Source organism: Pseudomonas mucoides (genome assembly GCF_015461845.1).
GTDB lineage: Bacteria > Pseudomonadota > Gammaproteobacteria > Pseudomonadales > Pseudomonadaceae > Aquipseudomonas > Aquipseudomonas mucoides.
The window spans coordinates 1-21570 of sequence record NZ_JACOPW010000015.1 but is presented as its reverse complement, the minus strand read 5'-3'; the positions used below and the strand labels follow the sequence as shown (position 1 = coordinate 21570).

The window sequence follows — 21570 nt, the reverse complement described above, 5'->3', positions numbered from 1 at the left end:
GCGATGAAAGGCGAGATCGACCTGGCGCCGTTTGTCACCCACACCATGGGGCTCGATGAAATCAACGAAGCGTTCGACCTGATGCATGAAGGCAAGTCGATTCGCACCGTTATTCACTACTGATCACTACCTGATCGTTAAACATCAATACTCAAGGAAACACATTAAATGGCTACTCCAGTAATTTCCGGTAACGACATCTTCTCCCACGTGTTCTTCGGCGCCGCCGACATCAAGAAATCGTCCGCATTCTACGATGCGGCTCTGGGTGCCCTCGGCATCAAGAACCTGGGTCCTTTCGGTAACGATTGGGTGCTGTACGGCCGTGACAAGCCAGCGTTCATCATCGCCCGTCCAGGCAATGGTGCTGCACCTACCAGCAATGGCGTAACTGTCGGTTTCGCTGCCGCCACCACCGCTGAAGTGGATGCGTTCCACGCTGCCGGCCTCGCCGCTGGCGGTAGCGATGAAGGTCAGCCAGGTCCACGTGGCCACCTGCCGGGTGCCTACGCGGCCTACCTGCGTGACCCAGCTGGTAACAAAGTGTGTGCCTACACCTTTGTCTGAAACCAAGGAGTCGTGAGGTCGTTGTGAACGGAGCCTGCTCCGGTTAGAACGACCGCACCTTCCGCCCTGGCCGTGACCGTGCCTGGCATGCCTACTCATGCCACGCGGCCACGGCACTCGGAGACCACGTCAGCTGACATGTGCTCCAAAAGCATTGCAGTCCGGCCTCGATGATCGATGCAGGGCAGTGCACACGCACAAAGTGCGTGATGCAGATAACACCGAATTCAAAGCGGGTCAGTGGGCCAAGTCAGCTGCCGGGCTTATCGCAGCAGTGGCGCACTGGGTTGCACATTTTATTGCTTGTACATCTAAGACGACATCTGGCCTTCGCGGTGCAGTAGCGCCTGAGTTTGTAGTAGCGATCCTCATGCCAGCGGCAACGCTGGACACCTGGTTGATGGTAGTCAAAGCAACGCACGCCTGTACCTCTCCAGAATCGGAGGACGACACAGCGTGTTAATTGGCACCTGGCCATTACCTCGTTGAGTTAAGGAGAGTATCCATGGAACGCATTGAACATCACGCCAGCTTCGAGGGTTGGCAGGACGTCTATCAGCATGAGTCGACCGTGCTCGGTTGCACGATGAAGTTCGGAATTTATCTTCCTCCTCAGGCCGAGCATGAAGAGCGCCCGGTGCTTTACTGGCTCTCGGGGCTGACCTGCACGGAGCAAAACTTCATCACCAAGGCGGCGGTACAACGTTATGCCGCGCGGCACGGGATCATAGTCGTTGCCCCCGATACCAGCCCGCGCGGGGAGAACGTCGCCGACGACGCGGCCTACGACCTCGGCCAAGGGGCGGGTTTCTATGTGAACGCCACGGAGCTGCCCTGGAGCGATCACTTCCAGATGTATTCCTATGTGGTCGATGAACTGCCGGCACTGATCGAGGCTAACTTCCCTGCGTCGTCCAAGCGCAGCATCAGCGGGCACTCCATGGGTGGACACGGTGCCCTGGTCATTGCACTGCGCAACCCAGGTCGTTATGCGAGTGTGTCGGCATTCTCGCCGATCGTCGCCCCCACGCAAGTGCCCTGGGGGCAGAAGGCTCTGGCGGCTTACCTGGGCGAGCACAACCAGGATGCCTGGAAGCGCTATGACACGGTTGAACTGATCCGTACTGCGCAAGAGCGCTTGCCGTTGCTGGTCGATCAAGGGCTGGGCGATGAGTTTCTCGAGAACCAGCTGCGGCCGGAATTGCTGCGCGCCGCCTGTGAACAGGCAGGGCATCCGCTGACCCTCAACCTGCGGCCCGGGCATGACCATAGCTACTACTTTATTTCGAGCTACCTGGGCGGACACATGGCCCACCATGCGGCTGCGTTGAATCGCTGAACACTGGGAGACCCTGAAGATGAAAAAGACCTCTGACAAACGGCACCATGTCGTCGTCGTTGGCGCGGGTTTCGGCGGGCTGGACGTTGTCAACGGATTCTCCGGCGCCGACGTGGACGTAACGATCATCGACCGCCGCAACTATCACCTGTTCCAGCCCCTGCTGTACCAGGTGGCCGGGGCGTCGCTGTCGACCTCCGAAATTGCCTGGCCGATTCGCTACCTGTTCCGCAACCGTCAGAATGTGCAGACGCTTATGGCGGAGGTGCAGGGCGTGGATGTCGGCTCGCGACAAGTCCTGCTCGACAACGGTTCGACCGTCGGTTACGACACGCTGGTCCTGGCGACGGGGGCAACGCACGCCTACTTTGGTCATGATGAATGGGAGCCCCATGCGCCCGGTCTGAAGACCCTGGAGGACGCCGCCACGATTCGCGGACGGATTCTCTCCGCGTTCGAGGAGGCCGAACGCTCCAATAATCCAGCGGAGCGTGCCGCACTGCAGACCTTCGTGATCATCGGCGGCGGTCCCACGGGTGTCGAACTGGCGGGCACGATCGCTGAGCTGGCGAAAGACACGTTGGCCCATGACTTCCGTTCCATTGATCCGCGGGCTACCCGGGTGGTGCTGATCGAGGCGGGGCCGCGTCTGCTGCCGGTGTTCCCTGAGAAGCTCTCGGACTACACTCGACGCGCACTGGAAAAGCTTGGCGTTGAAGTGGCTTTGGGCGCTCCGGTCACCGACTGCTCGGCTGACGGTGTCATCGTTGCGGGCAAGCCGCTTCCAGCTAAGACCATTGTCTGGGCGGCCGGGGTGCAAGCGTCACCCGCCGCTCGTTGGCTGAATGCCGAGGCGGATCGTGCCGGTCGAGTGCTGGTCAGGCCGGACATGAGCGTGCCGGGGCATCCCGAGATTTTCGTGATTGGCGACACGGCGGCATCGGCGATGCCGGATGGCAAGTACGTGCCAGGTATCGCGCCGGCGGCCAAGCAGCAAGGCCAGTACGTTGCCAATCTGATCAAGAAGCGGCTGAAAGGCAAAAGTGTGGATGAGCCGTTCAAGTACAAGCACCAGGGTAACCTCGCCACCATCGGTCGTAGCCTGGCGGTGATCGACATGGGGCGTCTGAAGCTGCGTGGGGCACTCGCTTGGTGGATCTGGAAGCTGGCGCACATCTATTTCCTAATTGGCGTGCGCAATCGCTTGAGTGTCGCGCTGAGTTGGGTCTGGAACCACAGTGTCGGTTATCGCGGTTCACGTCTGATCATGCGGTCGACACCGCAGGCCAAGCGTGGGCCCGCCGAGCTGGAACCCAAGTAAGGCTGCAGCGGTGGATTGATAGTCAGGGAAGATTGTCAGTCCGTGCAGCATGGACGAGATCGTCTCAGTGCAGGCTAGCGCCTGCACTAGATGGATTTTGTCGCTGCTGAGTGAGTCTCCGTTAAGTGGAGGCTCTTAGGAAACAGACTGGGAATTTTACGGTGAGAGCATGGAAGTGCTCTGCCAGAAGCGAGGCGCCAGCTGCATGGATTTTTCTCACGAAGTGAGGCGCGGCGATTAGTTTGAGCGACTCACGGGCGTGTGTTTTCTGCCCTTCAGCTTTTAATATGTCGTTTTCAGCGCGGGCAGCTTCGGATTCGGATGGTGTGCTTCGAGCGCAATGTGAGCGACGGTTTTCAATCATGCGCAAGCTTTCATACTGCCCGGTAGTATAGTATGATGCATGCGTCCAACCCTTGAAGGTGTTCGATGCCCCATAATCCCCGTGAGAAAAAGCAAGCGCTGACCCGTGTGCGACGCATCAAAGGCCAGGTAGGAGCTCTTGAGCAAGCACTAGATGATGGTGCTGAGTGTGCTGCGATTCTTCAGCAGCTAGCGGCTGTGCGCGGAGCCGTGAATGGCTTAATGGCCGCAATCCTGGAGAGTTATCTACGGGAGGAGTTTCCGCACACCGATGCTAGAAGTGATTCGCAGAAGCAGTCGATTGATGACACGATCTCCATTGTCAGGTCCTACCTTCGCTAATTTTTATGGTCCTGCGTTTGCAGGGGAGCGTAAATCTTAGCCTTGAAGCTGCACATGCGTGGCCATCCCCGCTGGTAGGGCGCTTACAACGAGCCAGAATCGCACTTGAATCGCCGCAAGGATGAGGTGTTTTCGCTGGGGAATTGGTCCGGAATGGCTAGGCGCAACGAAGAGTAAATTCGATTTTGCGCCCCTGTCACCCATGAGATATATCGCGAAAGTCTCACCGATAGCCGAATTGTGATGATCTCAGGCATCGCACTTGATGCAAGCTGAGTGCTAATGGCGCGAGTTAACCTGTTCCGTGTCTATCCTGTCATGTGCTAGCCGGCTACCTTCTTCACAAGGACGCTGGCCACGTGTGGGATACGCCAAAAGTCTTCTACCACGACACGTGATACCTTTAATTTCAACGAAAAATGAGGTCGCTATGAAACAGCCGCCCCAACTCGATATGGCCCCTAACCCCGCCTTCCAAACAACTGTGTACGGTATGCAGGCCTTGGCTGATCGAGCTGCAGCTGTGAACGAAGTTCATGCGCGGCCGCATTTGCTTATCCAGGCCCCACGAGGTTTATTGCAGCTTGCCTTCATCACCGAAGGTGACTCAGCTAAAGATCAGGCGGCGATGACCGAACTGTCTCAACGCTTGGGTGTTGCGGAACCCGACAATACGACGCCGCTTCACGGCTTGACTTGGGACGAAGGTGACTTGCACTGCGAGAAGCACACCGAGTTCTCGACCTATCTGTGGAGTGCTGTGCTTGATCCCGAGACGGGAGCACCTTGTGGAGAGAATCCCTTCAAGCGAGGGTTCGTTCCACCAGGTCCGGTAATCTCAGGTATTCGCCTGAATGTATTGCCTTGGACCGAGGCGGCTGAACAGGAGATTGAACGTTTTGACCCTGTTAGCCTGTGCTATTCGGTGGTGGAGAACGGCGCAGCCGCTATTGTGACCGACTTTCGGCAGGACGCGGATGGTTTGACGAACATCCTCATTCTTGACCGTGACTTGACTCAGGCTCGCGCAGGAGCGCTCGCCCAGCGCCTGCTGGAAATCGAGACCTACCGCACTTTAGCACTCCTGGCGCTCCCGCTGACACGCTCTTTGACCGTGGATCTGCGGCGCATGGAATCGCAACTCGCGGCCATCACTGACGAAATGCGCACCGGCAAGGGCGCGCGTCGTGACAACGATGTTCTGCTGGCTGAGCTTACCAGCCTCGGGGCGGAGCTGGAGGCCGGTGTGGCAGCGAACCTTTATCGTTTCGGCGCGAGTCGGGCGTACTACGAGATCGTCGAAGAGCGGTTGGATGCGTTGGCGGAGGAGTCAGTAGCGGGCTACTGCACGTGGCGCGATTTCCTGCATAGGCGCATTGCGCCAGCGATGCGCACCTGCCAGTCGGTCAAGGAACGCCAGACCAAGCTTTCCGACAAGCTGACGCGCGCCATTGCATTGCTACGGTCTTGGATCGACGTTGAGCTTGAGCGTCAGAACCGGGACCTTCTGGAGTCGATGAACAATCGCGCCAAGTTGCAACTGCGCCTTCAACAAACCGTTGAAGGCTTGTCGGTGGCGGCTATTTCCTATTACGTCGTTAGCCTGCTGGCGTATCTGCTCAAAGGTATCCCAGGAGTTCATGACAAGGTTGCTCCTGAGCTGGTGATCGCTGGGCTGGTACCCGTGGTCATTTTGGCGATCTGGTGGACGGTTCGGCGAATCAGGCATGCCCATGGTGACCATGCAGGGGAAGAGAAATCTTCCTGATGCGGTCGGCTTGGTCCAGGGAGTGCTCCGGGGCTTGATTCAGGTTCCAGCAACTATTCTTTGCGAAGCCTCGCCTAATCACGCAGACGCCGATCCTGCTTTGTGGCGCCTTCAACTATCAGCCATGCTGGGAGATGATCTTGGTCGATCTGTTTACGACAAAGCCTGAGCCGCCCTTGGCTGAGCGTTTGCGCCCCAGGTCCCTGGAAGAGTTCGTCGGGCAGCAGCATCTGTTGGGGGCCGGCAAACCACTGCGCCTGGCGTTCGAGGCAGGCAAACTGCACTCGTTTATCCTCTGGGGGCCACCCGGTGTGGGCAAAACCACGCTGGGACGCCTGGCCGCCAGTGTCACCGATAGTCAGTTCATCGCCATTTCCGCTGTGCTAGCCGGGGTGAAGGACATCCGCCAGGCCATTGACGATGCTCAGGCCGAGCTGGATGGGCATGGTCGTTCGACGGTGCTGTTCGTCGATGAGATTCATCGATTCAACAAGGCGCAGCAAGACGCACTGTTGCCGCATGTCGAGTCCGGGCTGCTGACACTGGTAGGCGGTACCACCGAACACCCAGGGTTAGCGGTCAACTCGGCGCTGCTTTCGCGGGCGCAGGTCTACACCCTCGAACCGCTGTCCCACGATGAACTGCAGCAACTGTATGAGCGCGCGTTGCCGCATCTGGCCGGGGTTGCCCTGGACGCGGAAGCACTGGACTTGCTCAAAGGCTTCGCTGATGGCGATGGCCGGCGCTTCCTGAACCTGCTCGAGCAGGTAGCCGCTGCAGCGTCCGGCGCGAGCAAGACAACGGTCGACGGTGAGTTCGCCAGGTTGTCGACGAGCCCATCGTTGCGCCGCTTCGACAAGGGAGGCGACGAGTTCTATTGGCAGTTATCCGCCTTTCATAAGTCATTGCGTGGCTCCGATCCGGATGCGGCGCTGTATTGGCTGGCACGGATCCTCGATGGCAGTGGGGACGTCACCCAGGTGATTCGGCGCATGGTGGTGATGGCCAGCGAAGACATCGGCAATGCTGACCCCCAGGCGTTGCAACTGGCACTCAACGCCGCACAAGCCTATGAAAGGCTGGGCTCTCCCGAGGGCGAAATCCCTCTTGCCCAGGCGGTGACCTACCTTGCCTTGGCGCCCAAGTCGAATGCGGCCTACGCCGCCTGGGACCAGGCCAAGGCCTTCGTTAAGAGCACCGGCTCGATGCCTGTGCCGTTGCACCTGCGCAATGCGCCGACCAAGCTCATGAGCCAGATGGGCTATCGCGAAGGTTACCGCTATGCGCACCATGAACCCAACGCCTACGCCGCGGGGCAGACCTATTTTCCAGAAGGGGTGATGCGACCGGGCTGGTACCAACCCACGGACCGCGGGCGCGAGCGCAAGCTGGGAGAAAAGCTTGCCTGGCTGCACTCGCTCGATGATTCGGCATCGCCAGATTGAGCCGGATGTTGCCCGGACTTTCAGCGCTCAGCCATCCACGAACTGTAGGACAGTAAGCTATGCCAAATCCTTCATACGGTGAATCCTCGTGCACTGCTGCGGCCAGCGGCCAAGTGGAAGTGCGCGGTGCGCGGGAGAACAATCTCAAGGACGTGGATGTCGCTATTCCGCGCAATGCGCTGGTGGTGTTTTCCGGTGTCTCCGGCTCTGGCAAGTCTTCGCTGGCCTTCGGCACCATCTATGCTGAGGCACAGCGGCGCTACTTCGAATCGGTAGCCCCGTATGCCCGGCGGTTGATCGACCAGGCGGGTGTACCTGACGTAGATGCGATCGACGGCCTGCCGCCTGCTGTCGCGTTGCAGCAGCAACGAGGGGCGAGCAATGCGCGTTCTTCGGTGGGGAGCGTGACCACACTGTCTAGTCTTGTGCGCATGATGTACTCGCGCGCCGGCGCTTATCCGGCCAACCAGCCGATGTTGTACGCCGAGGATTTCTCGCCAAACACCCCGCAAGGCGCATGCCCGGCCTGTCATGGTCTGGGCCATGTGTACGAGGTGACGGAGGCGACCATGGTGCCTGATCCGTCACTGAGCATCCGTGAACGGGCCATCGCCGCCTGGCCACCGGCCTGGCACGGCCAGAACCTACGCGACATCCTGGTCACCCTGGGCTACGACGTCGACCGTCCCTGGAAGGATTTGCCGAAAAAGGACCGTGAATGGATCCTGTTCACGGAAGAGACGCCCACGGTGCCGGTCTACGCGGGTTTCACGCCTGCCGAGACTCAACAGGCGCTCAAGCGTAAACTCGAACCCAGCTATATGGGCACCTTCACGGGCGCCCGACGTTACGTGCTGCACACCTTTGCCAACACCCAGAGCGCGTTGATGAGAAAGCGCGTGTCGCGCTACATGGAAGGCAAGCTGTGCCCGGCCTGCCACGGCAAGCGACTCAAGGCCGAGGCGCTGTCGGTGACCTTTGCCGGGGTGGACATTGGCGAGTTCATGCAAATGCCCCTAGACCGCTTAGCGGCGCTGCTCGAGCCCATTGCCCAAGGCGACTTCCGCGCCCACACGGCTGGCGAGGGTACCGACCGCGAAGCGACACGCCGTGATCGAGCCGAACGGGCCGCAAGTGGTCGTGCGGTCCATGCGGTATCGCCTGACGTGCGCCGTACGTCGGCGCTGTCGGAGGAGAAGCGTCTCGCCGCGCAGCGCCTGGCCGGTGGGGTAATGGCGCGTCTGCGCCAACTGCGCGGATTGGGCCTGGGCTACCTCACGCTGGATCGGGCCACGCCGACGCTGTCGGCTGGCGAGTTGCAGCGCTTGCGCTTGGCCACGCAACTGAGCTCCATGCTGTTTGGCGTGGTGTATGTGCTCGATGAACCTTCTGCAGGTCTGCACCCCTCTGACAGCCATGCACTGTACGACTCGCTGGATAAACTGCGCGATGCTGGTAACTCGCTCTTCGTGGTTGAGCACGACCTGGACTTGATGCGCCGCGCGCAATGGCTGGTGGATGTAGGACCAGATGCGGGGGAGCGGGGTGGGCGCGTGCTCTACAGTGGTGTGCCAGAAGGATTGCGCGAGATTGCGGAGTCGCGAACTGCGCGGTACTTGTTCGACGAAATCCCCGCACCGGCTAGCCACGAGCGCGAACCGACCGGGTGGCTGGAGCTGCTAGGCATCCGGCGGCACAACCTGCACGGCGTGGATGCACGTATCCCGCTGGGTGTGCTGACGGCGGTTACCGGTATCTCCGGTTCGGGTAAGTCCAGTCTGGTCGCGCAGGCCCTGCCAGAGCTGTTGCTACTGCACCTAGGGCACGAGCCCGAAGATGATGCAGCTGAAAATGCTAACAGCGAAGGTCCTGCTGTTATCGAGGCTACAGGAGGTCATCTCGCCGGTGATGTGGATGTCGTCCAGCGCCTGGTCCAGGTCGACCAGAAGCCGATTGGCCGCACGCCACGTTCAAACTTGGCCACCTATACCGGTTTATTCGATCACGTACGCAAGCTTTTCGCCGCCACGCCGGACGCGCGCCGGCATCGTTATGACGCTGGCCGATTTTCTTTCAACGTGGCGAAGGGGCGTTGTGATACGTGCGAAGGGGAGGGTTTCGTCAGCGTCGAGCTGCTGTTCATGCCCAGTGTCTACGCCCCCTGTCCGACCTGCCATGGCGCCCGCTACAACGAGGCCACGCTCAAGGTACGCTGGAACGGGCGCAACATCGCCGAAGTATTGCAGATGACGGTGGAAGAAGCCTGTGACTTCTTCGCCAGCGAAGACGCCATCGCGCGGCCGCTGCAACTGCTGCAGGAAATCGGGCTGGGCTATCTGCGCCTGGGCCAGCCCGCCACCGAACTATCGGGTGGCGAAGCACAGCGCATCAAGCTAGCCACGGAGCTGCAGCGAAGCCAGCGAGGCCGTAGCCTGTACGTGCTCGACGAGCCTACCACTGGTCTGCACGCTTCTGACGCTGACCGTTTGCTTGTGCAACTGCAACGCCTAGTCGATGCCGGTAATACCGTGGTGATGATTGAGCACGACATGCGTGCTGTAGCTCAGGCCGATTGGGTGATAGACATAGGGCCTGGTGCGGGTGAGGAGGGTGGGCACATCGTTGCGTCCGACACTCCTAGATTAGTGGCAAGGACGTCAGGCAGTCGAACCGCACCATTCCTTGCTGAGCAGCTCAAGCGAACCAAGTAGAGTGCTTTCAATATGGCATTGGGCTCGTAGGGGCCTTGATCATCGCACGGCATGGCTAAGGTTTTGCTGTGACTGATCCACTTGATCATTTAGTACAGGGTTCTAGTAGAACCCATGTGCTATTGGGGGCGTGCTTCTGGTTATTGAATTGACCAGCCAAATAGTTTAACTCAGCTCCTCGCGTGAGGAGCTGGCTTCGAAGGGGGGGATGGAAATTCATCATCAATGCCCCCTTAATTCTAGAGTCGGAAATCATGCTTAATCGCCTAGAAGCCCTGAAAATCTTCTGTGTCGTCGCAGAGGTCTTGCAGTTCCGTGATGCGGCAAATCGACTTAATCTATCCCCTCAAGTGGTCACGCGTACAATCGGAGCCTTGGAGAGAGAGTTTGGAGAGGTACTTTTTTATCGTACTACTAGGCAGGTCAGATTAAGTGGTTTCGGAGAGCAATTGCTGCCCCAAGCCAGGCAGCTCATAAAAGATAGCGAGCGGCTATTTCAGAATCGTTGTCAGGTGAGACAGGATCTGGTGAGCGGTTTAGTGCGTGTGTCTGTACCTGACTCTCCATGCATGCGACTCATCTTAGGAGACATACTCGATGGTCTTCGGAGTTACCCGAGTGTCATTCTGAAGTGGAATGTAAAGCTGGGTGCGTTGGATGATTTCGACGGTCAGGGGGTTGATATATTAATCACCTTGGACCTGCCATCCGATAACAGATGGATCGTGCGTAAGGCTGGCGTTACGCGCAATCGGATCGTAGCCGCCCCTTCGCTTATCGACCGCATTGGCATGCCTAAGAATATCGAGGACCTACAACAGAATTTCCCTCTTAGTACAGTAACGGACCCCGCTACAGGCAGAGCTTGTCCCTGGTATATTCACCAAGGCCGCCAGTTCTTTCCCGCGCAGCCCTACCTAACCACTGACGATTTATATAGTCAATTGGAAGCTACCCGGGCAGGGCATGTGATTAGCTATATTCAGGGCATGACGTGTTTGCCATACCTAGCAAATCGTGAGTTGATAGAAGTACTACCGGAGCTAGAGCGCGCGAGTTGGCCGATCTACGTGTGTCACCCTCAGCGGACCGATAACTGCCCAAGAGTTGATGTGGTTTTCGAAATGCTGGTCGAAAGTCTGAATCGACGTCTCTAATTTCGACGACTGTTTGTCCAGCGATATTGCTATTGCTTTTACAATGGCTTTGTTAGAAGGTTCGCTTCGATCTAGAAGTCAGTGACGCCCTGTCGCTGACGTTATATGTCAGCTCATTGCGGAGAAGTGATGGGAGCGCTGCTGTGTTCCTAGCTACGTAGTACTACGGAGTGTGGCCTCGTATTAATGCGAATGTTCTTGCCGATCTAGGGCGGCCAGAGTGTCACCGTCCCTATCTGGACCCACACAAAAACAAGAACCGCCGCCGGGCTATACCCGCGGCAGGAGAACTTTCAATGACCACACTGGCTACCCGAATTGCCTGGTTCGCCGTCGCCTTGCTGGGTGCATTTGCTCTAGGCACTCTGGCATTGCGCAGGGGCGAAGCCATCAGCGCCCTCTGGATTGTGACTGCAGCCGTTGCTGTCTATCTGATCGCCTACCGTTACTATAGCCTGTTCATCGCCAACAAAGTGATGCAGCTGGACGCCACGCGCGCCACGCCCGCCGTGCTCAACAACGACGGCCTGGACTACATCCCTACCAACAAGCACATCCTCTTCGGCCACCACTTCGCCGCCATCGCCGGTGCAGGTCCACTCGTGGGCCCGGTGCTTGCCGCACAGATGGGCTACCTCCCTGGCACGCTCTGGCTGATCGCCGGCGTGGTGCTAGCCGGTGCGGTACAGGACTTCATGGTCCTGTTCATCTCCACCCGCCGCAACGGTCGCTCTCTGGGCGAGTTGGTGCGCGAGGAAATGGGCCCAATCCCGGGCACCATCGCATTGTTCGGTGCCTTCCTGATCATGATCATCATCCTTGCGGTGCTCTCGCTGATCGTGGTCAAGGCCTTGGCGGAAAGCCCCTGGGGCATGTTCACGGTGATGGCCACGTTGCCGATTGCGGTATTCATGGGCATCTACATGCGTTATATCCGCCCGGGCCACATCGGCGAGATCTCGGTGATTGGTGTGGTGCTGTTGCTCGCCTCCATCTGGGTCGGCGGAATTGTTTCCGCCGATCCCTTCTTGGGGCCGGCATTCACCTTCACCGGCGTGCAGATCACTTGGATGCTGATCGGTTACGGCTTCGTTGCAGCCGTGCTACCGGTGTGGCTGATCCTGGCGCCACGCGACTACCTGTCAACCTTCCTCAAAATCGGCACCATCGTCGCTTTGGCTATCGGCATCCTGTTCATCGCTCCCGATCTGAAGATGCCGGCCGTCACTCACTTCATCGATGGCACGGGCCCGGTATGGAAGGGCGCGCTGTTCCCGTTCCTATTCATCACTGTCGCCTGCGGCGCGGTGTCAGGCTTCCATGCGCTGATCAGTTCTGGAACCACGCCGAAGCTGCTGGCCAATGAAGGCCACGCGCGCTACATCGGCTATGGCGCGATGCTTATGGAGTCCTTCGTGGCTATCATGGCCATTGTCGCCGCTTCGGTGATCGAGCCAGGCGTTTACTTCGCCATGAACAGCCCGGCGGCCCTGGTCGGCGCGGACGTTACCAGTGTCGCGACTACCGTCAGCAGCTGGGGCTTCACCATCACCCCTGAAGTGCTGCAGCAGACTGCCAAGGATATTGGCGAACACACCATCCTGGCCCGCGCCGGTGGCGCACCGACCTTGGCAGTAGGTATCGCGCAGATCCTCCACAAGGCACTGCCGGGCGAGAATACCATGGCATTTTGGTATCACTTCGCCATTCTGTTCGAGGCACTGTTCATCCTCACAGCGGTCGATGCCGGTACCCGAGCTGGGCGCTTCATGCTGCAGGATCTATTGGGCAACTTCGTGCCGTCATTGAAGAAGACCGACTCCTGGACCGCTAACCTAACTGCTACCGCTGGTTGCGTGGCCATGTGGGGCTGGCTGCTGTACCAAGGCGTGATCGACCCGCTGGGCGGTATCAATACCCTGTGGCCGCTCTTCGGCATCTCCAACCAGATGCTGGCGGGCATCGCGCTGATGCTCGGATGCGTAGTGCTGATCCGCATGAAACGCCAGCGCTATGTCTGGGTTACCTTGGTGCCGGCGGTATGGCTGCTGATCTGCACCACCACGGCCGGGCTGATCAAGCTGCTCGACCCGAATCCTGCGATGGGCTTCCTGGCCCTGGCCAACAAGTACAGCACCGCTGCCGCTGCCGGCCAAGTGCTGGCCCCAGCGAAGGATTTGGCGCAGATGCAGCACGTGGTGTTCAACGCTTACACCAATGCGACTCTTACCGTGCTGTTCCTGCTGGTGGTTCTGAGCATCCTCTGGTTCGCAATCAAGGTTGCCCGTCGCGCTTGGATCATGCCCGAACGCACTGACAAGGAGTCGCCGTTCCAGCCCTTGCCCGATGCCTGAGGAGCCCGACAGTATGTTCAATGACTTGAGCAAGATGGGTAAATACCTCGGTCAAGCTGCGCGGATGCTGGTTGGCATGCCGGACTACGATGCCTACGTGGAGCACATGCAGGGAAAGCATCCGGATAAGCCGGTGATGTCCTACGAGGTGTTCTTCCGTGAACGGCAAGAAGCGCGCTACGGCGGAGGCAGCGGACGCCCCGTTCGTTGCTGCTGAGCGGCCACTGATGCAAGCGAGCGCCACGTTCATCGTGGCGCTCTCGCGTTCCAGGGCTGGCAACCCGCATAGTGGCGTCGCCAGCTCCTCCTCGCTTCGGAAAAAACCATGCAACTCAAGCACAAGATCGTCACCCTCAGTGTGCTGCCGCTGATCCTCTCAGTGCTGTTCATCTGCGTCCTGGTGTTCGCCCAAAGTCGCAAGCTGGAAGAGGAACAGGCGCGTCTTGTGGAAAGCAGCATCATGACGGCGAAGAAGGCAGAGCTGAGAAACTACCTAAGCCTGGCGATGAGCCTGATCGCACCGCTGTACGACGGTGGCGTGGATGACGAGGCGACGCGCAATCGCGCCCTAGCCATCTTGTCCCAGGCCAATTTCGGCCGCGACGGGTACTTCTTCGTCTATGACCAGCACGGCAAGAACCTAATGCATCCCCGTCAGGCTGAGCTGGTCGGCAAGGAACTGATCACGATGACCGACAAGAACGGCCTACCGGTCATAAAGGCGCTGCTCAATAGCGCCAGGGAAGGGGACGGCTATCAGTTGTACGACTGGCAGAAACCATCCACCGGACAGATCACCGGTAAGCTGGCATACGTGGTGATGCTCGATCGCTGGGGTTGGATGCTCGGTACGGGTATCTACATTGACGATGTAGAGGTGGCGACCCTCAAATCACGCCAGGAAGTGGCCTCAGGTGTGCTGACCACGGTGTTGGCGATCGCCTCGTTCTCGCTGGTCGCGGTACTGGTGATCTTCGCCGGCGGTCTGATGCTTAATGTCAGCGAGCATCGCTTGGCTGACCGCAAGCTGACCTTGCTAAACCAGCGCATCGTCAATCTGCAGGAAGAAGAGCGCTCGCGAGTATCGCGGGAGCTGCACGACGGCATCAGTCAGGAGCTGGTGTCGATAAAATTCCAGTACGAGCTGGCGGCCATGGAGTTGGCCCGCGGTGGAGAAGGGGGGTTGGAAAACCTGCGCAAGGGCACTACGCGGCTGGGGGCCGCCATCGGCGAGATACGCCGGATCTCCCATGATCTGCGGCCCTCATTGCTGGATACTTTAGGCCTGTCGGCGGCTATCGACCAACAAGTACGGGAATTCGAGCAACGCACGTCAATCCGCACCCAGTACGAGTGCGGCATGGCAGCTACCGACGTGGGGCCGGAGGTCTCACTGACGCTATTCCGTATCATCCAAGAAGCCTTGGCGAACGTGGAGCGTCACGCAAAGGCGACGACGGCTATCGTCTCGATTACCGCGCAGCAAGGCATGATCGTACTGCGGGTCGAAGACAACGGCGTAGGGTTCGATACCAATGCCGCGGACGACAGCCACGGCATCGGCCTGCGCAACATACGCGAGCGCGCCGATCATCACCTGGGCAGCGTCACCCTCGCGTCGGTCCACGGGCGCACCGAACTGCAAGTGCAGATACCGATCGTCAACGCATGAGCGTTTCCATTCGAATCCCGAGGATTCCATGAATACATCCAAGCCAATCAGAATCGCCCTGGTCGATGATCACGTCCTTGTGCGTGACGGCGTCAAGGCGCTGCTCGGCGCCATTGCGCATTTTGACGTAATCGGTCAGGCCGAGTCGGGGGAGCAGGCACTCGAGCTGGTGGCTAGCACCGAGCTGGACATTCTGCTGGTCGACGTGGGCCTGCAGGGCATGAACGGGCTGGAGCTCACCCAGCGACTTCGCAGCCTATATCCAGACATCAGGATTCTCATGTTGAGCATGTACGACCACCAGGAGTATGTGCGCACTTCCATCAGCGCAGGCGCATCGGGTTATGTGCTCAAGAACGCGCCGTCTGCCGAACTGGTCGCGGCCATTGAGACCATCGCCGCGGGTGGGCGCTTCTATAGCTCTGAGATCACTCGCAAGCTGGTTGGCGGCAGCCGTGACGAAAACGACCTAACGCCCCGGGAGCTGCAGGTGCTGGTAATGATCGCGAAAGGACGCAATAACAAGGAAATGGCACGTGAGCTGGACATCAGTGTGCGCACGGTCGAGACCTACCGCTTGAGCATCCGCCGCAAGCTCAACATCGACACGCCGGTGGCGCTCATGAAGTATGCCCTTGAGCAAGGTTTAGTTTCATTAGGTAAAGCTTGAAAGTTTGACCATTGGGGGGCTGAGGCAAGGTTTCAGTGCCGATGCCGGGGCAGCGATCTCGTCTTCTACGTCATGAACAAGGTGGAATTGAGCCGTCAGGCTGGGCGATAGCCAAGACTATTGAATAGCGATCAGGAGGTCGTCATGTGCCCTTGTTGCAGGTGTACTGACCAAGCGGAGCTCATTGGGCAGCGAATTCATTACCTAGCTAAGGTATCGCTGCTTTATGCCTGATCAGTCTGCGCGGCTTAGTAAAGGCCAGAGTACAGACACTGGATTAGCAGCTCTCACGTGTCGATGGACTTGAAAAATACTATACACCCCTATAGTATCTGTGCGGTGCGTTGAGCGCTTTCGTCCGGTGAGGCTCCGGGCCACCTAGGTGCTCCGTCACTAGTCGAAGACCGAATTGTTTCCTGTTCAGGTGCTGAGTCCATGTCATTGATAGTCATAGTCCTTGTCACTTTGATGGCAGGTATTGGTAGCGTATGGGTGGCTGATCAGTTGGTCGTGCGCGCCCAGGTGATTCGCCGCAACGATGGCCATATGCAGCAGGGGTTGCTGAGCCTAGCTGCAGGCGCCTTACTGGCGACAGCGCTCCTGCATTTGTTGCCCGAAGCCTTCGAAAGCGGTGCTGAATCCCACGATCTGTTCCTGACGTTGTTGGTGGGATTGGTGTTCTTCTTCTTCTTGAGCAAGGCCCAGCTTTGGCATCACGGTCATGAGCACTCGCACCACGAACAAGATCATCACAATACCGGGTGGACGCTATTGGTCGGCGATGGTATCCATTGTTTTGGCGATGGCGTGCTGATCGCTTCAGCTTTCGTTGCAGATATGCGCCTGGGTTTTATCGCCGCCGTTTCCGTGCTGGTGCATGAGGTTCCCCATCACATGGGGGATCTTGTAGTCCTTAGGCAGGGCAGCCCTCGAAGCGCGGCAGTGCGCAAAGTCTCCATAGCGGGTGCCATGACCGCTATAGGCGGTATTGCCGGATATACGTTGCTGGACCAGTTATGGGATTGGCAACCTATGCTTCTCACGTTGGCGGGTAGCAGCTTCATTTACGTGGCTCTGTCGGACTTGATTCCTCAGCTGCGCCAGCGCCGCACTACCGGAGATACCTCGCTTCAGGTCATATGGCTGTTGTTAGGTATTGGCTTGGTGGCATTGGTCAGCGAGTTTTCTCACGTGGGGCATGCACATTGATCAGTAATCAACGCGTTCCTGCAAGCACGTCTTATCTACGTCGCTTGCAACTGGTCGAACAGAATCTTTCTTTGCTCAGTCAATCTCTGCGCGGAGTGGAGCGCGAGTGCCTGCGCGTGACCGGTGGTGGTCATCTGGCCCAGACTCCGCACCCCGCGGCATTGGGTTCTGCGCTGACCAACGAACAGATCACCACCGACTATTCCGAGTCGCTGCTAGAGTTCATCACCCCGGCCCTGGCCGACCCGGCAAAAGTGCTAGAAAGCCTCGAGCAGGTCCATCGTTTTGTCTACACCAAACTCGATGGCGAGTACCTGTGGAGCCCATCGATGCCCTGCATACTGCCAGCTGAGGAGGACATCCCGATCGCAGAGTACGGCACCTCGAACGTCGGCAAGTTCAAGCATGTCTACCGCAAGGGACTGGCCTTGCGCTACGGTCGCACTATGCAGTGCATTGCTGGCATCCATTACAACTTCTCCCTGGCCGAGGCGCTGTGGCCGCTGCTGCGCGAAACCGAGAGTGGTGAGCAGAGTGATCGCGACTACCAGTCTGCGGCTTACTTCGCACTAATCCGCAACTTCCGCCGGTACAGCTGGTTGCTGATGTATCTATTCGGCGCCTCCCCGGCCCTAGAAAAAGGTTTCCTGCGTGGGCGAGCGCACCAGCTCGAGGAGCTCGATGCTGAGACGCTCTACCTGCCCTATGCCACCAGCCTGCGCATGAGTGACCTCGGTTATCAGAGTAATGCCCAAGCTAGACTAGCCCCCAGCCTTAACAGTCTCGACAGCTACATCGAAGGGATACGAAAGGCACTCGATACGGTTTATCCATTGTACGAACAGAAGGGGACGACCAAGCGGGGTGAGTGGTTGCAGCTGAACAGCAATGTTTTGCAGATCGAAAACGAATACTATTCGAGCATCCGCCCCAAGCGTGTCGCTTACGTCGGCGAGCGACCGATCGAGGCACTGACATCCCGTGGCGTGCAGTACGTCGAAGTGCGCTGTCTGGACATCAACCCGTTCATGCCATTGGGCATCGACCTCACCGAATCGCGCTTCCTCGACGCGTTCCTGCTGTTTTGCGCCCTGGAAGACAGCCCGCAGTTTGACAGCGGTGAGTGCGACCAGTACGACAGCAACTTCCTTGCAGTGGCCAAGGAGGGACGCCGTCCGGGTTTGGAGCTGTGTCTTGATGGTCAGTCGATCGGCCTGAAGGCCTGGGCAAGCGAGCTGATTAGGCATATAGGTCAATTGGCTGTTTTGCTCGACCGCGCTAGGGGCGGTGAGGAACATATGCATGCGCTGGCCGCGCAACAGGCGAAGGTCGATGATGCTTCCCTTACCCCATCGGCCCAGGTGCTGGCGAGCATGAGCGAGCACAATGAGAGCTTCGTCCAGTTCTCCCTGCGCCAGAGCAGGCTGCACGCCAAGGCCTTCCGCGAAATGCCGCTTGCCGCCGAGCAGCAACAAGTCTTTGAGAATCTGGCAAGCGAATCTATAACGGAGCAAGTGCGTCTAGAAACCTTAGACCAAGAAGACTTCCATCAATTCATGGATGCCTACCTAGCCCGGTCTTAGGGTAACTATTAAGTTCGAATTCGTAATAGTAACTGTGGTGTTCTTGGTCAAGAGGAAGTGAAACCCTCTCGGGCGAGGAGTTATAAACATTTTCAGCATGTACGGATAAAAAATAAGTGGCCATAACTTATGGTTTTCTGTCCGAAAGGCTTTTCATAAGTTTTCAAGTCTCCAGCGTGCAGGCGTAAGACCGACTTCTTTGCGGAAAGAACTCGTGAAATGAGGTTGGCTATTGAATCCGAGGTCTAAAGCTATTTCAAGAATTGGCCTTTTGGTGTTCTTAAGGATTTCCTTGGCGCGCAGAATTTTTTGTTGCACAACGTAAGCATGTGGTGTGTAGCCTGTGTGCTGCTTAAATGTGACTGTAAAGCGGCATCGGCTTGCACCAAATATACTGCTCAGTTGAGTAAGGGTTATGTGGTTGTTTAGGTTTTCATTAATGTATTCCAGCGTTTTTTGAAGTCTGAGTTTTTCGGATCTAAATTTTGTTTCATTGTCGTTAGGCCGGCTTTGGTTATGTAGGCACGCTACTAGGCGTGAACCCAATGCCAAGCCGAGAGTTTCGATTAAGCATGGATTGCTGCCGCCGTGTCGATTTTGGGCATGTAATAGGGCTGCTAGGATGTGTGAAACGCCATGATCACTGAGTGAAGTGGCATTGCACAGAGAAATTACTGGTGGAGCTTCATGTCCTGTAACTGCTTCAAAACATTCTGAGATAAGCTGCTGAGGAAGATACACTCTCAGATGCTCATAGGGCGGTTTTATTACTTTGCGCCAAGCGCCTCTTTTTGGCCCTGTTACTAATAATTGCCCAGGCATACCTCCTTTCCAGGCGCTGTTTTCGTCTATAAACAACTCTGCTTGTGTTCTGCGTGTCACCAGTGTAACGACGTGAAAGTCATCATCTGTGTCCGAGAGGACTTCGATCGTTGGATCAGAGCTTAAATTTTTCCAGCAGGAGAGTCGGATGAGCGCGTCATTGCCGCTGGGGAGTTTATGGGGAGGGGGAGGCCGGCGCCAGATGGTCTCGGAGGAGGGGAGCGCATCCATGGGTGTGGGTATGTATGATTTCTCCGAAGACTCCTGCTGTTCGGGTGCCCATTGAGCTTGACCATTCAGGGTTGAGTAGGTCTTCATCATTTATCCTCCGTTCAGCAGCGTGGCTTTGTTCGAGCCATTTCTTCTCGCCAGCGGCCAGGAGGAACGCCAATGATCTGCCGGAAATGCCTTATAAGATGGGAGGCGCTACTGAAGCCTAGTGCGATAGCAATCTGTTGGACAGTGAGAGTTCCTGATAATAGTAGGGATTGAGCGGCAATAACTCGCCGCTTCATGACGTAGTAGTGGGGCGAGAGGCCAGTCGCAATCTTAAATTGCGCCGCAAAGTGCATGCGACTGAGTCCTGCAATGGCACTGAGTTCGCTTAAGCATAAGCTCTTGTTGAGATTTGACTCGATGTAGTCTGTGACACGATTAAGTCGCCAAGTTGCTAGCGGAGACTGCTTTGGGAAAGAGCTTTTGCGCTCACGATTCCTGTATTGTCCAACAAGATGTATAGCTAAAGCCAAGCCAAGACTCTCTAGTTGAAGCGAGTTTGCAGGGGAGTAGTCTTGAGTTGCAAAAAAACATGCCATGAGAAGGTTGTTGGAAATGGCATCCTGTGTGGTATGGGCGTCAAATAGAATGATGTCAGTTGACAAGCCCCTTCCATCTAGTGTCTCTGCCGCCTCAGAAAGCAATGTGGGAGGTAAGCTGATAAGAAACATATCGAGCTCTCCCTTGTGAATACAATTGCGTGTGGCGTAGATAGGGCCGCTTAAAGCGACGTCTCCGGGAGACATATATTTGTTAAAAACTCTCCTGCCACCGATACGAAACTCAGAATTACACGGCCTAATTGGAATAAGCGCTCGGTGATCTGGCATCACTCCGGACGGTGAAAACTCATAAATATCGCTCTCTGCTGGTCTGTACCAGCGGGCGAAAGTAGTGTGGCCGGCGCCGCCGGTTGAAAGTTGGGGGGCGTTCGCGTCCGCTGGCCAGCTTGCGAGAACGCGTTTGTCACTGTCCTTGTATGCTGATCCGCCGGTGTTAACCATATCTATCGAGGTCAGCAAATCCATCGGATCTCTAATTACTGTCGCCATATCACGTTTCCCTAATTCTTGGAAGGGTTCAGAGGCTGTAGCGGTTAGAGACACAACGAGGTCTTAACTGAATAAATATAGTTGAGCCGAGCAAAAAGGGAAACCTGGCTCTCAGGATAGATAGGATCCAACTCTCATTCGTCACACTTATTTGCCTGATAGGGAGCCATCTGGATGGCCTTTTCGTGCATTCAGTCAATCCGTAGCAGATTTTGTAATCTCATTTCCGAGGTTCCGTCCACACTGACGAACGCCAAAACGTTGGCGATAGGTGATGACCGCCAAGGCCTTCAGGGCAGGCATTTTGGGAATTTGAAGCACACGAAGAAAGCGGAAAAGGATGCTCGATTGCGGGGTCACCTTGTCTTGAAGCGGGCGGGCAAAGGTATCCGCACAGGGAAGCAAGCAGCGGAAATAAATTTTTAGCTTGCTGCTTGATACTGTAGGGGGGTATAGTATTATCACATCAGCGGGAAGGGAGGATGGCAACACCCCCAGCGCTCCTAAGAGAAGGAGAAAGCTCTCGGTCACGCTAGAGGTATTAGCGAGCAGGTCACGGCTCTAGAGCACGACCTGGAGGCTGATCCGACATGTGTCGCGGTTCTGCAGCAGCTGGCAGCAGTGCGCGGTGCAATCAACGGCCTGATGGCGGCCGTTCTGGAGAGCCATCTACGGGAGGAGTTTCCTGACAGAGGGGCGAGGAGCGACTCGCAGCAACAGTCTATTAACGAAACCATCTCCATCGTTCGGTCGTATCTCCGGTAACCAATTCCAGGTGGTTTTGGTGACGGAGACCAACTCAAAAAAGGAAGTGACATCATGAAATCACGTGCAGCAGTGGCCTTTGGGCCAGGTAAACCGCTGGAAATCGTTGAGATCGACGTTGAGCCGCCACGCAAGGGTGAAGTGCTCGTCAAGA

General features: G+C 57.3%; 17 protein-coding genes and 2 pseudogenes. 17 read left to right on the top strand and 2 right to left on the bottom strand.

Annotated elements, in window-relative coordinates:
* The 15 genes and pseudogenes from H8F22_RS32335 to gshA all read left to right on the top strand — a co-directional run.
* Positions 1 to 123: pseudogene (locus H8F22_RS32335) on the top strand (S-(hydroxymethyl)glutathione dehydrogenase); the annotation flags it as partial.
* Between the two features lie 45 nt (positions 124 to 168).
* Positions 169 to 567, top strand: a complete 399-nt coding sequence (locus tag H8F22_RS32330; RefSeq protein ID WP_053870539.1) for a VOC family protein — start codon at positions 169 to 171, stop codon at positions 565 to 567.
* Between the two features lie 505 nt (positions 568 to 1072).
* Entirely contained in the window at positions 1073 to 1906 is an 834-nt protein-coding gene (fghA, locus tag H8F22_RS32325) for an S-formylglutathione hydrolase (RefSeq protein WP_016974634.1), read from the top strand.
* A 19-nt stretch (positions 1907 to 1925) separates the two neighbouring features.
* Positions 1926 to 3227, top strand: a complete 1302-nt coding sequence (locus tag H8F22_RS32320; protein ID WP_042858625.1) for an NAD(P)/FAD-dependent oxidoreductase — start codon at positions 1926 to 1928, stop codon at positions 3225 to 3227.
* A 429-nt stretch (positions 3228 to 3656) separates the two neighbouring features.
* The gene (gene frmR, locus H8F22_RS32315) at positions 3657 to 3932 is read left to right on the top strand and encodes a formaldehyde-responsive transcriptional repressor FrmR (protein ID WP_016973494.1); all 276 of its coding nucleotides are present in this window, start codon (positions 3657 to 3659) and stop codon (positions 3930 to 3932) included.
* Positions 3933 to 4362: 430 nt separating this feature from the next.
* On the top strand, positions 4363 to 5700 hold the full coding sequence (locus H8F22_RS32310; RefSeq protein WP_016973495.1) for a DUF3422 family protein: 1338 nt from the start codon (positions 4363 to 4365) through the stop codon (positions 5698 to 5700).
* Between the two features lie 134 nt (positions 5701 to 5834).
* Positions 5835 to 7145: a replication-associated recombination protein A gene (locus tag H8F22_RS32305; RefSeq protein ID WP_016973496.1), complete on the top strand. Its 1311-nt coding sequence runs from the start codon at positions 5835 to 5837 to the stop codon at positions 7143 to 7145.
* 59 nt (positions 7146 to 7204) lie between these two features.
* Positions 7205 to 9856 (top strand): excinuclease ABC subunit UvrA, encoded by a 2652-nt coding sequence (locus H8F22_RS32300; protein WP_016973497.1) that lies wholly within the window; start codon positions 7205 to 7207, stop codon positions 9854 to 9856.
* A gap of 254 nt (positions 9857 to 10110) precedes the next feature.
* A complete protein-coding gene (locus tag H8F22_RS33285) occupies positions 10111 to 11013 on the top strand; it encodes a LysR family transcriptional regulator (RefSeq protein ID WP_016973498.1) in 903 nt (300 codons plus the stop codon).
* Positions 11014 to 11309: 296 nt separating this feature from the next.
* Positions 11310 to 13367 (top strand): carbon starvation CstA family protein, encoded by a 2058-nt coding sequence (locus H8F22_RS32290; RefSeq protein WP_016979606.1) that lies wholly within the window; start codon positions 11310 to 11312, stop codon positions 13365 to 13367.
* A gap of 13 nt (positions 13368 to 13380) precedes the next feature.
* Positions 13381 to 13584: a YbdD/YjiX family protein gene (locus H8F22_RS32285; RefSeq protein ID WP_026000005.1), complete on the top strand. Its 204-nt coding sequence runs from the start codon at positions 13381 to 13383 to the stop codon at positions 13582 to 13584.
* A gap of 108 nt (positions 13585 to 13692) precedes the next feature.
* On the top strand, positions 13693 to 15039 hold the full coding sequence (locus tag H8F22_RS32280; RefSeq protein ID WP_016968910.1) for a cache domain-containing protein: 1347 nt from the start codon (positions 13693 to 13695) through the stop codon (positions 15037 to 15039).
* Positions 15040 to 15067: 28 nt separating this feature from the next.
* Positions 15068 to 15709, top strand: a complete 642-nt coding sequence (locus H8F22_RS32275; RefSeq protein WP_016968909.1) for a response regulator — start codon at positions 15068 to 15070, stop codon at positions 15707 to 15709.
* A 435-nt stretch (positions 15710 to 16144) separates the two neighbouring features.
* Entirely contained in the window at positions 16145 to 16918 is a 774-nt protein-coding gene (locus H8F22_RS32270; protein WP_016968908.1) for a ZIP family metal transporter, read from the top strand.
* Positions 16915 to 18501, top strand: coding sequence for a glutamate--cysteine ligase (gene gshA / locus H8F22_RS32265; RefSeq protein WP_016968907.1), 1587 nt, complete (start codon positions 16915 to 16917; stop codon positions 18499 to 18501). The genes H8F22_RS32270 and gshA overlap by 4 nt, the downstream gene beginning before the upstream one ends.
* A 153-nt stretch (positions 18502 to 18654) precedes the next feature.
* Here gshA and H8F22_RS32260 read toward each other — a convergent pair whose 3' ends face one another.
* Together H8F22_RS32260 and H8F22_RS32840 are read right to left on the bottom strand one after the other, a co-directional pair.
* Positions 18655 to 19644: a helix-turn-helix domain-containing protein gene (locus tag H8F22_RS32260; RefSeq protein ID WP_079384156.1), complete on the bottom strand. Its 990-nt coding sequence runs from the start codon at positions 19642 to 19644 to the stop codon at positions 18655 to 18657.
* A gap of 11 nt (positions 19645 to 19655) precedes the next feature.
* Positions 19656 to 20651, bottom strand: coding sequence for a helix-turn-helix domain-containing protein (locus H8F22_RS32840; RefSeq protein ID WP_016968906.1), 996 nt, complete (start codon positions 20649 to 20651; stop codon positions 19656 to 19658).
* Positions 20652 to 21173: 522 nt separating this feature from the next.
* Between H8F22_RS32840 and H8F22_RS32250 the strand changes: the two are divergent.
* A pseudogene (locus H8F22_RS32250) lies at positions 21174 to 21416 on the top strand (metal-sensing transcriptional repressor); the annotation flags it as partial.
* Between the two features lie 51 nt (positions 21417 to 21467).
* Positions 21468 to 21570 (top strand): hypothetical protein (locus tag H8F22_RS32835; RefSeq protein WP_442966349.1); only part of this gene is annotated, 103 nt, incomplete at its 3' end.

What these genes read in the sequence shown, in the direction of transcription:
- H8F22_RS32280 (WP_016968910.1), top strand. Translation starts at nt 13,693, where the DNA reads ATGCAACTCAAGCACAAGATCGTCACCCTCAGTGTGCTGCCGCTGATC.
- H8F22_RS32330 (WP_053870539.1), top strand. Translation starts at nt 169, where the DNA reads ATGGCTACTCCAGTAATTTCCGGTAACGACATCTTCTCCCACGTGTTC.
- H8F22_RS32270 (WP_016968908.1), top strand. Translation starts at nt 16,145, where the DNA reads ATGTCATTGATAGTCATAGTCCTTGTCACTTTGATGGCAGGTATTGGT.
- H8F22_RS32305 (WP_016973496.1), top strand. Translation starts at nt 5,835, where the DNA reads ATGATCTTGGTCGATCTGTTTACGACAAAGCCTGAGCCGCCCTTGGCT.
- H8F22_RS32285 (WP_026000005.1), top strand. Translation starts at nt 13,381, where the DNA reads ATGTTCAATGACTTGAGCAAGATGGGTAAATACCTCGGTCAAGCTGCG.
- H8F22_RS32310 (WP_016973495.1), top strand. Translation starts at nt 4,363, where the DNA reads ATGAAACAGCCGCCCCAACTCGATATGGCCCCTAACCCCGCCTTCCAA.
- frmR (WP_016973494.1), top strand. Translation starts at nt 3,657, where the DNA reads ATGCCCCATAATCCCCGTGAGAAAAAGCAAGCGCTGACCCGTGTGCGA.
- H8F22_RS32275 (WP_016968909.1), top strand. Translation starts at nt 15,068, where the DNA reads ATGAATACATCCAAGCCAATCAGAATCGCCCTGGTCGATGATCACGTC.
- fghA (WP_016974634.1), top strand. Translation starts at nt 1,073, where the DNA reads ATGGAACGCATTGAACATCACGCCAGCTTCGAGGGTTGGCAGGACGTC.
- H8F22_RS32290 (WP_016979606.1), top strand. Translation starts at nt 11,310, where the DNA reads ATGACCACACTGGCTACCCGAATTGCCTGGTTCGCCGTCGCCTTGCTG.
- H8F22_RS32260 (WP_079384156.1), bottom strand. Translation starts at nt 19,644, where the DNA reads ATGATGAAGACCTACTCAACCCTGAATGGTCAAGCTCAATGGGCACCC.
- H8F22_RS33285 (WP_016973498.1), top strand. Translation starts at nt 10,111, where the DNA reads ATGCTTAATCGCCTAGAAGCCCTGAAAATCTTCTGTGTCGTCGCAGAG.
- H8F22_RS32840 (WP_016968906.1), bottom strand. Translation starts at nt 20,651, where the DNA reads ATGGCGACAGTAATTAGAGATCCGATGGATTTGCTGACCTCGATAGAT.
- H8F22_RS32300 (WP_016973497.1), top strand. Translation starts at nt 7,205, where the DNA reads ATGCCAAATCCTTCATACGGTGAATCCTCGTGCACTGCTGCGGCCAGC.
- H8F22_RS32320 (WP_042858625.1), top strand. Translation starts at nt 1,926, where the DNA reads ATGAAAAAGACCTCTGACAAACGGCACCATGTCGTCGTCGTTGGCGCG.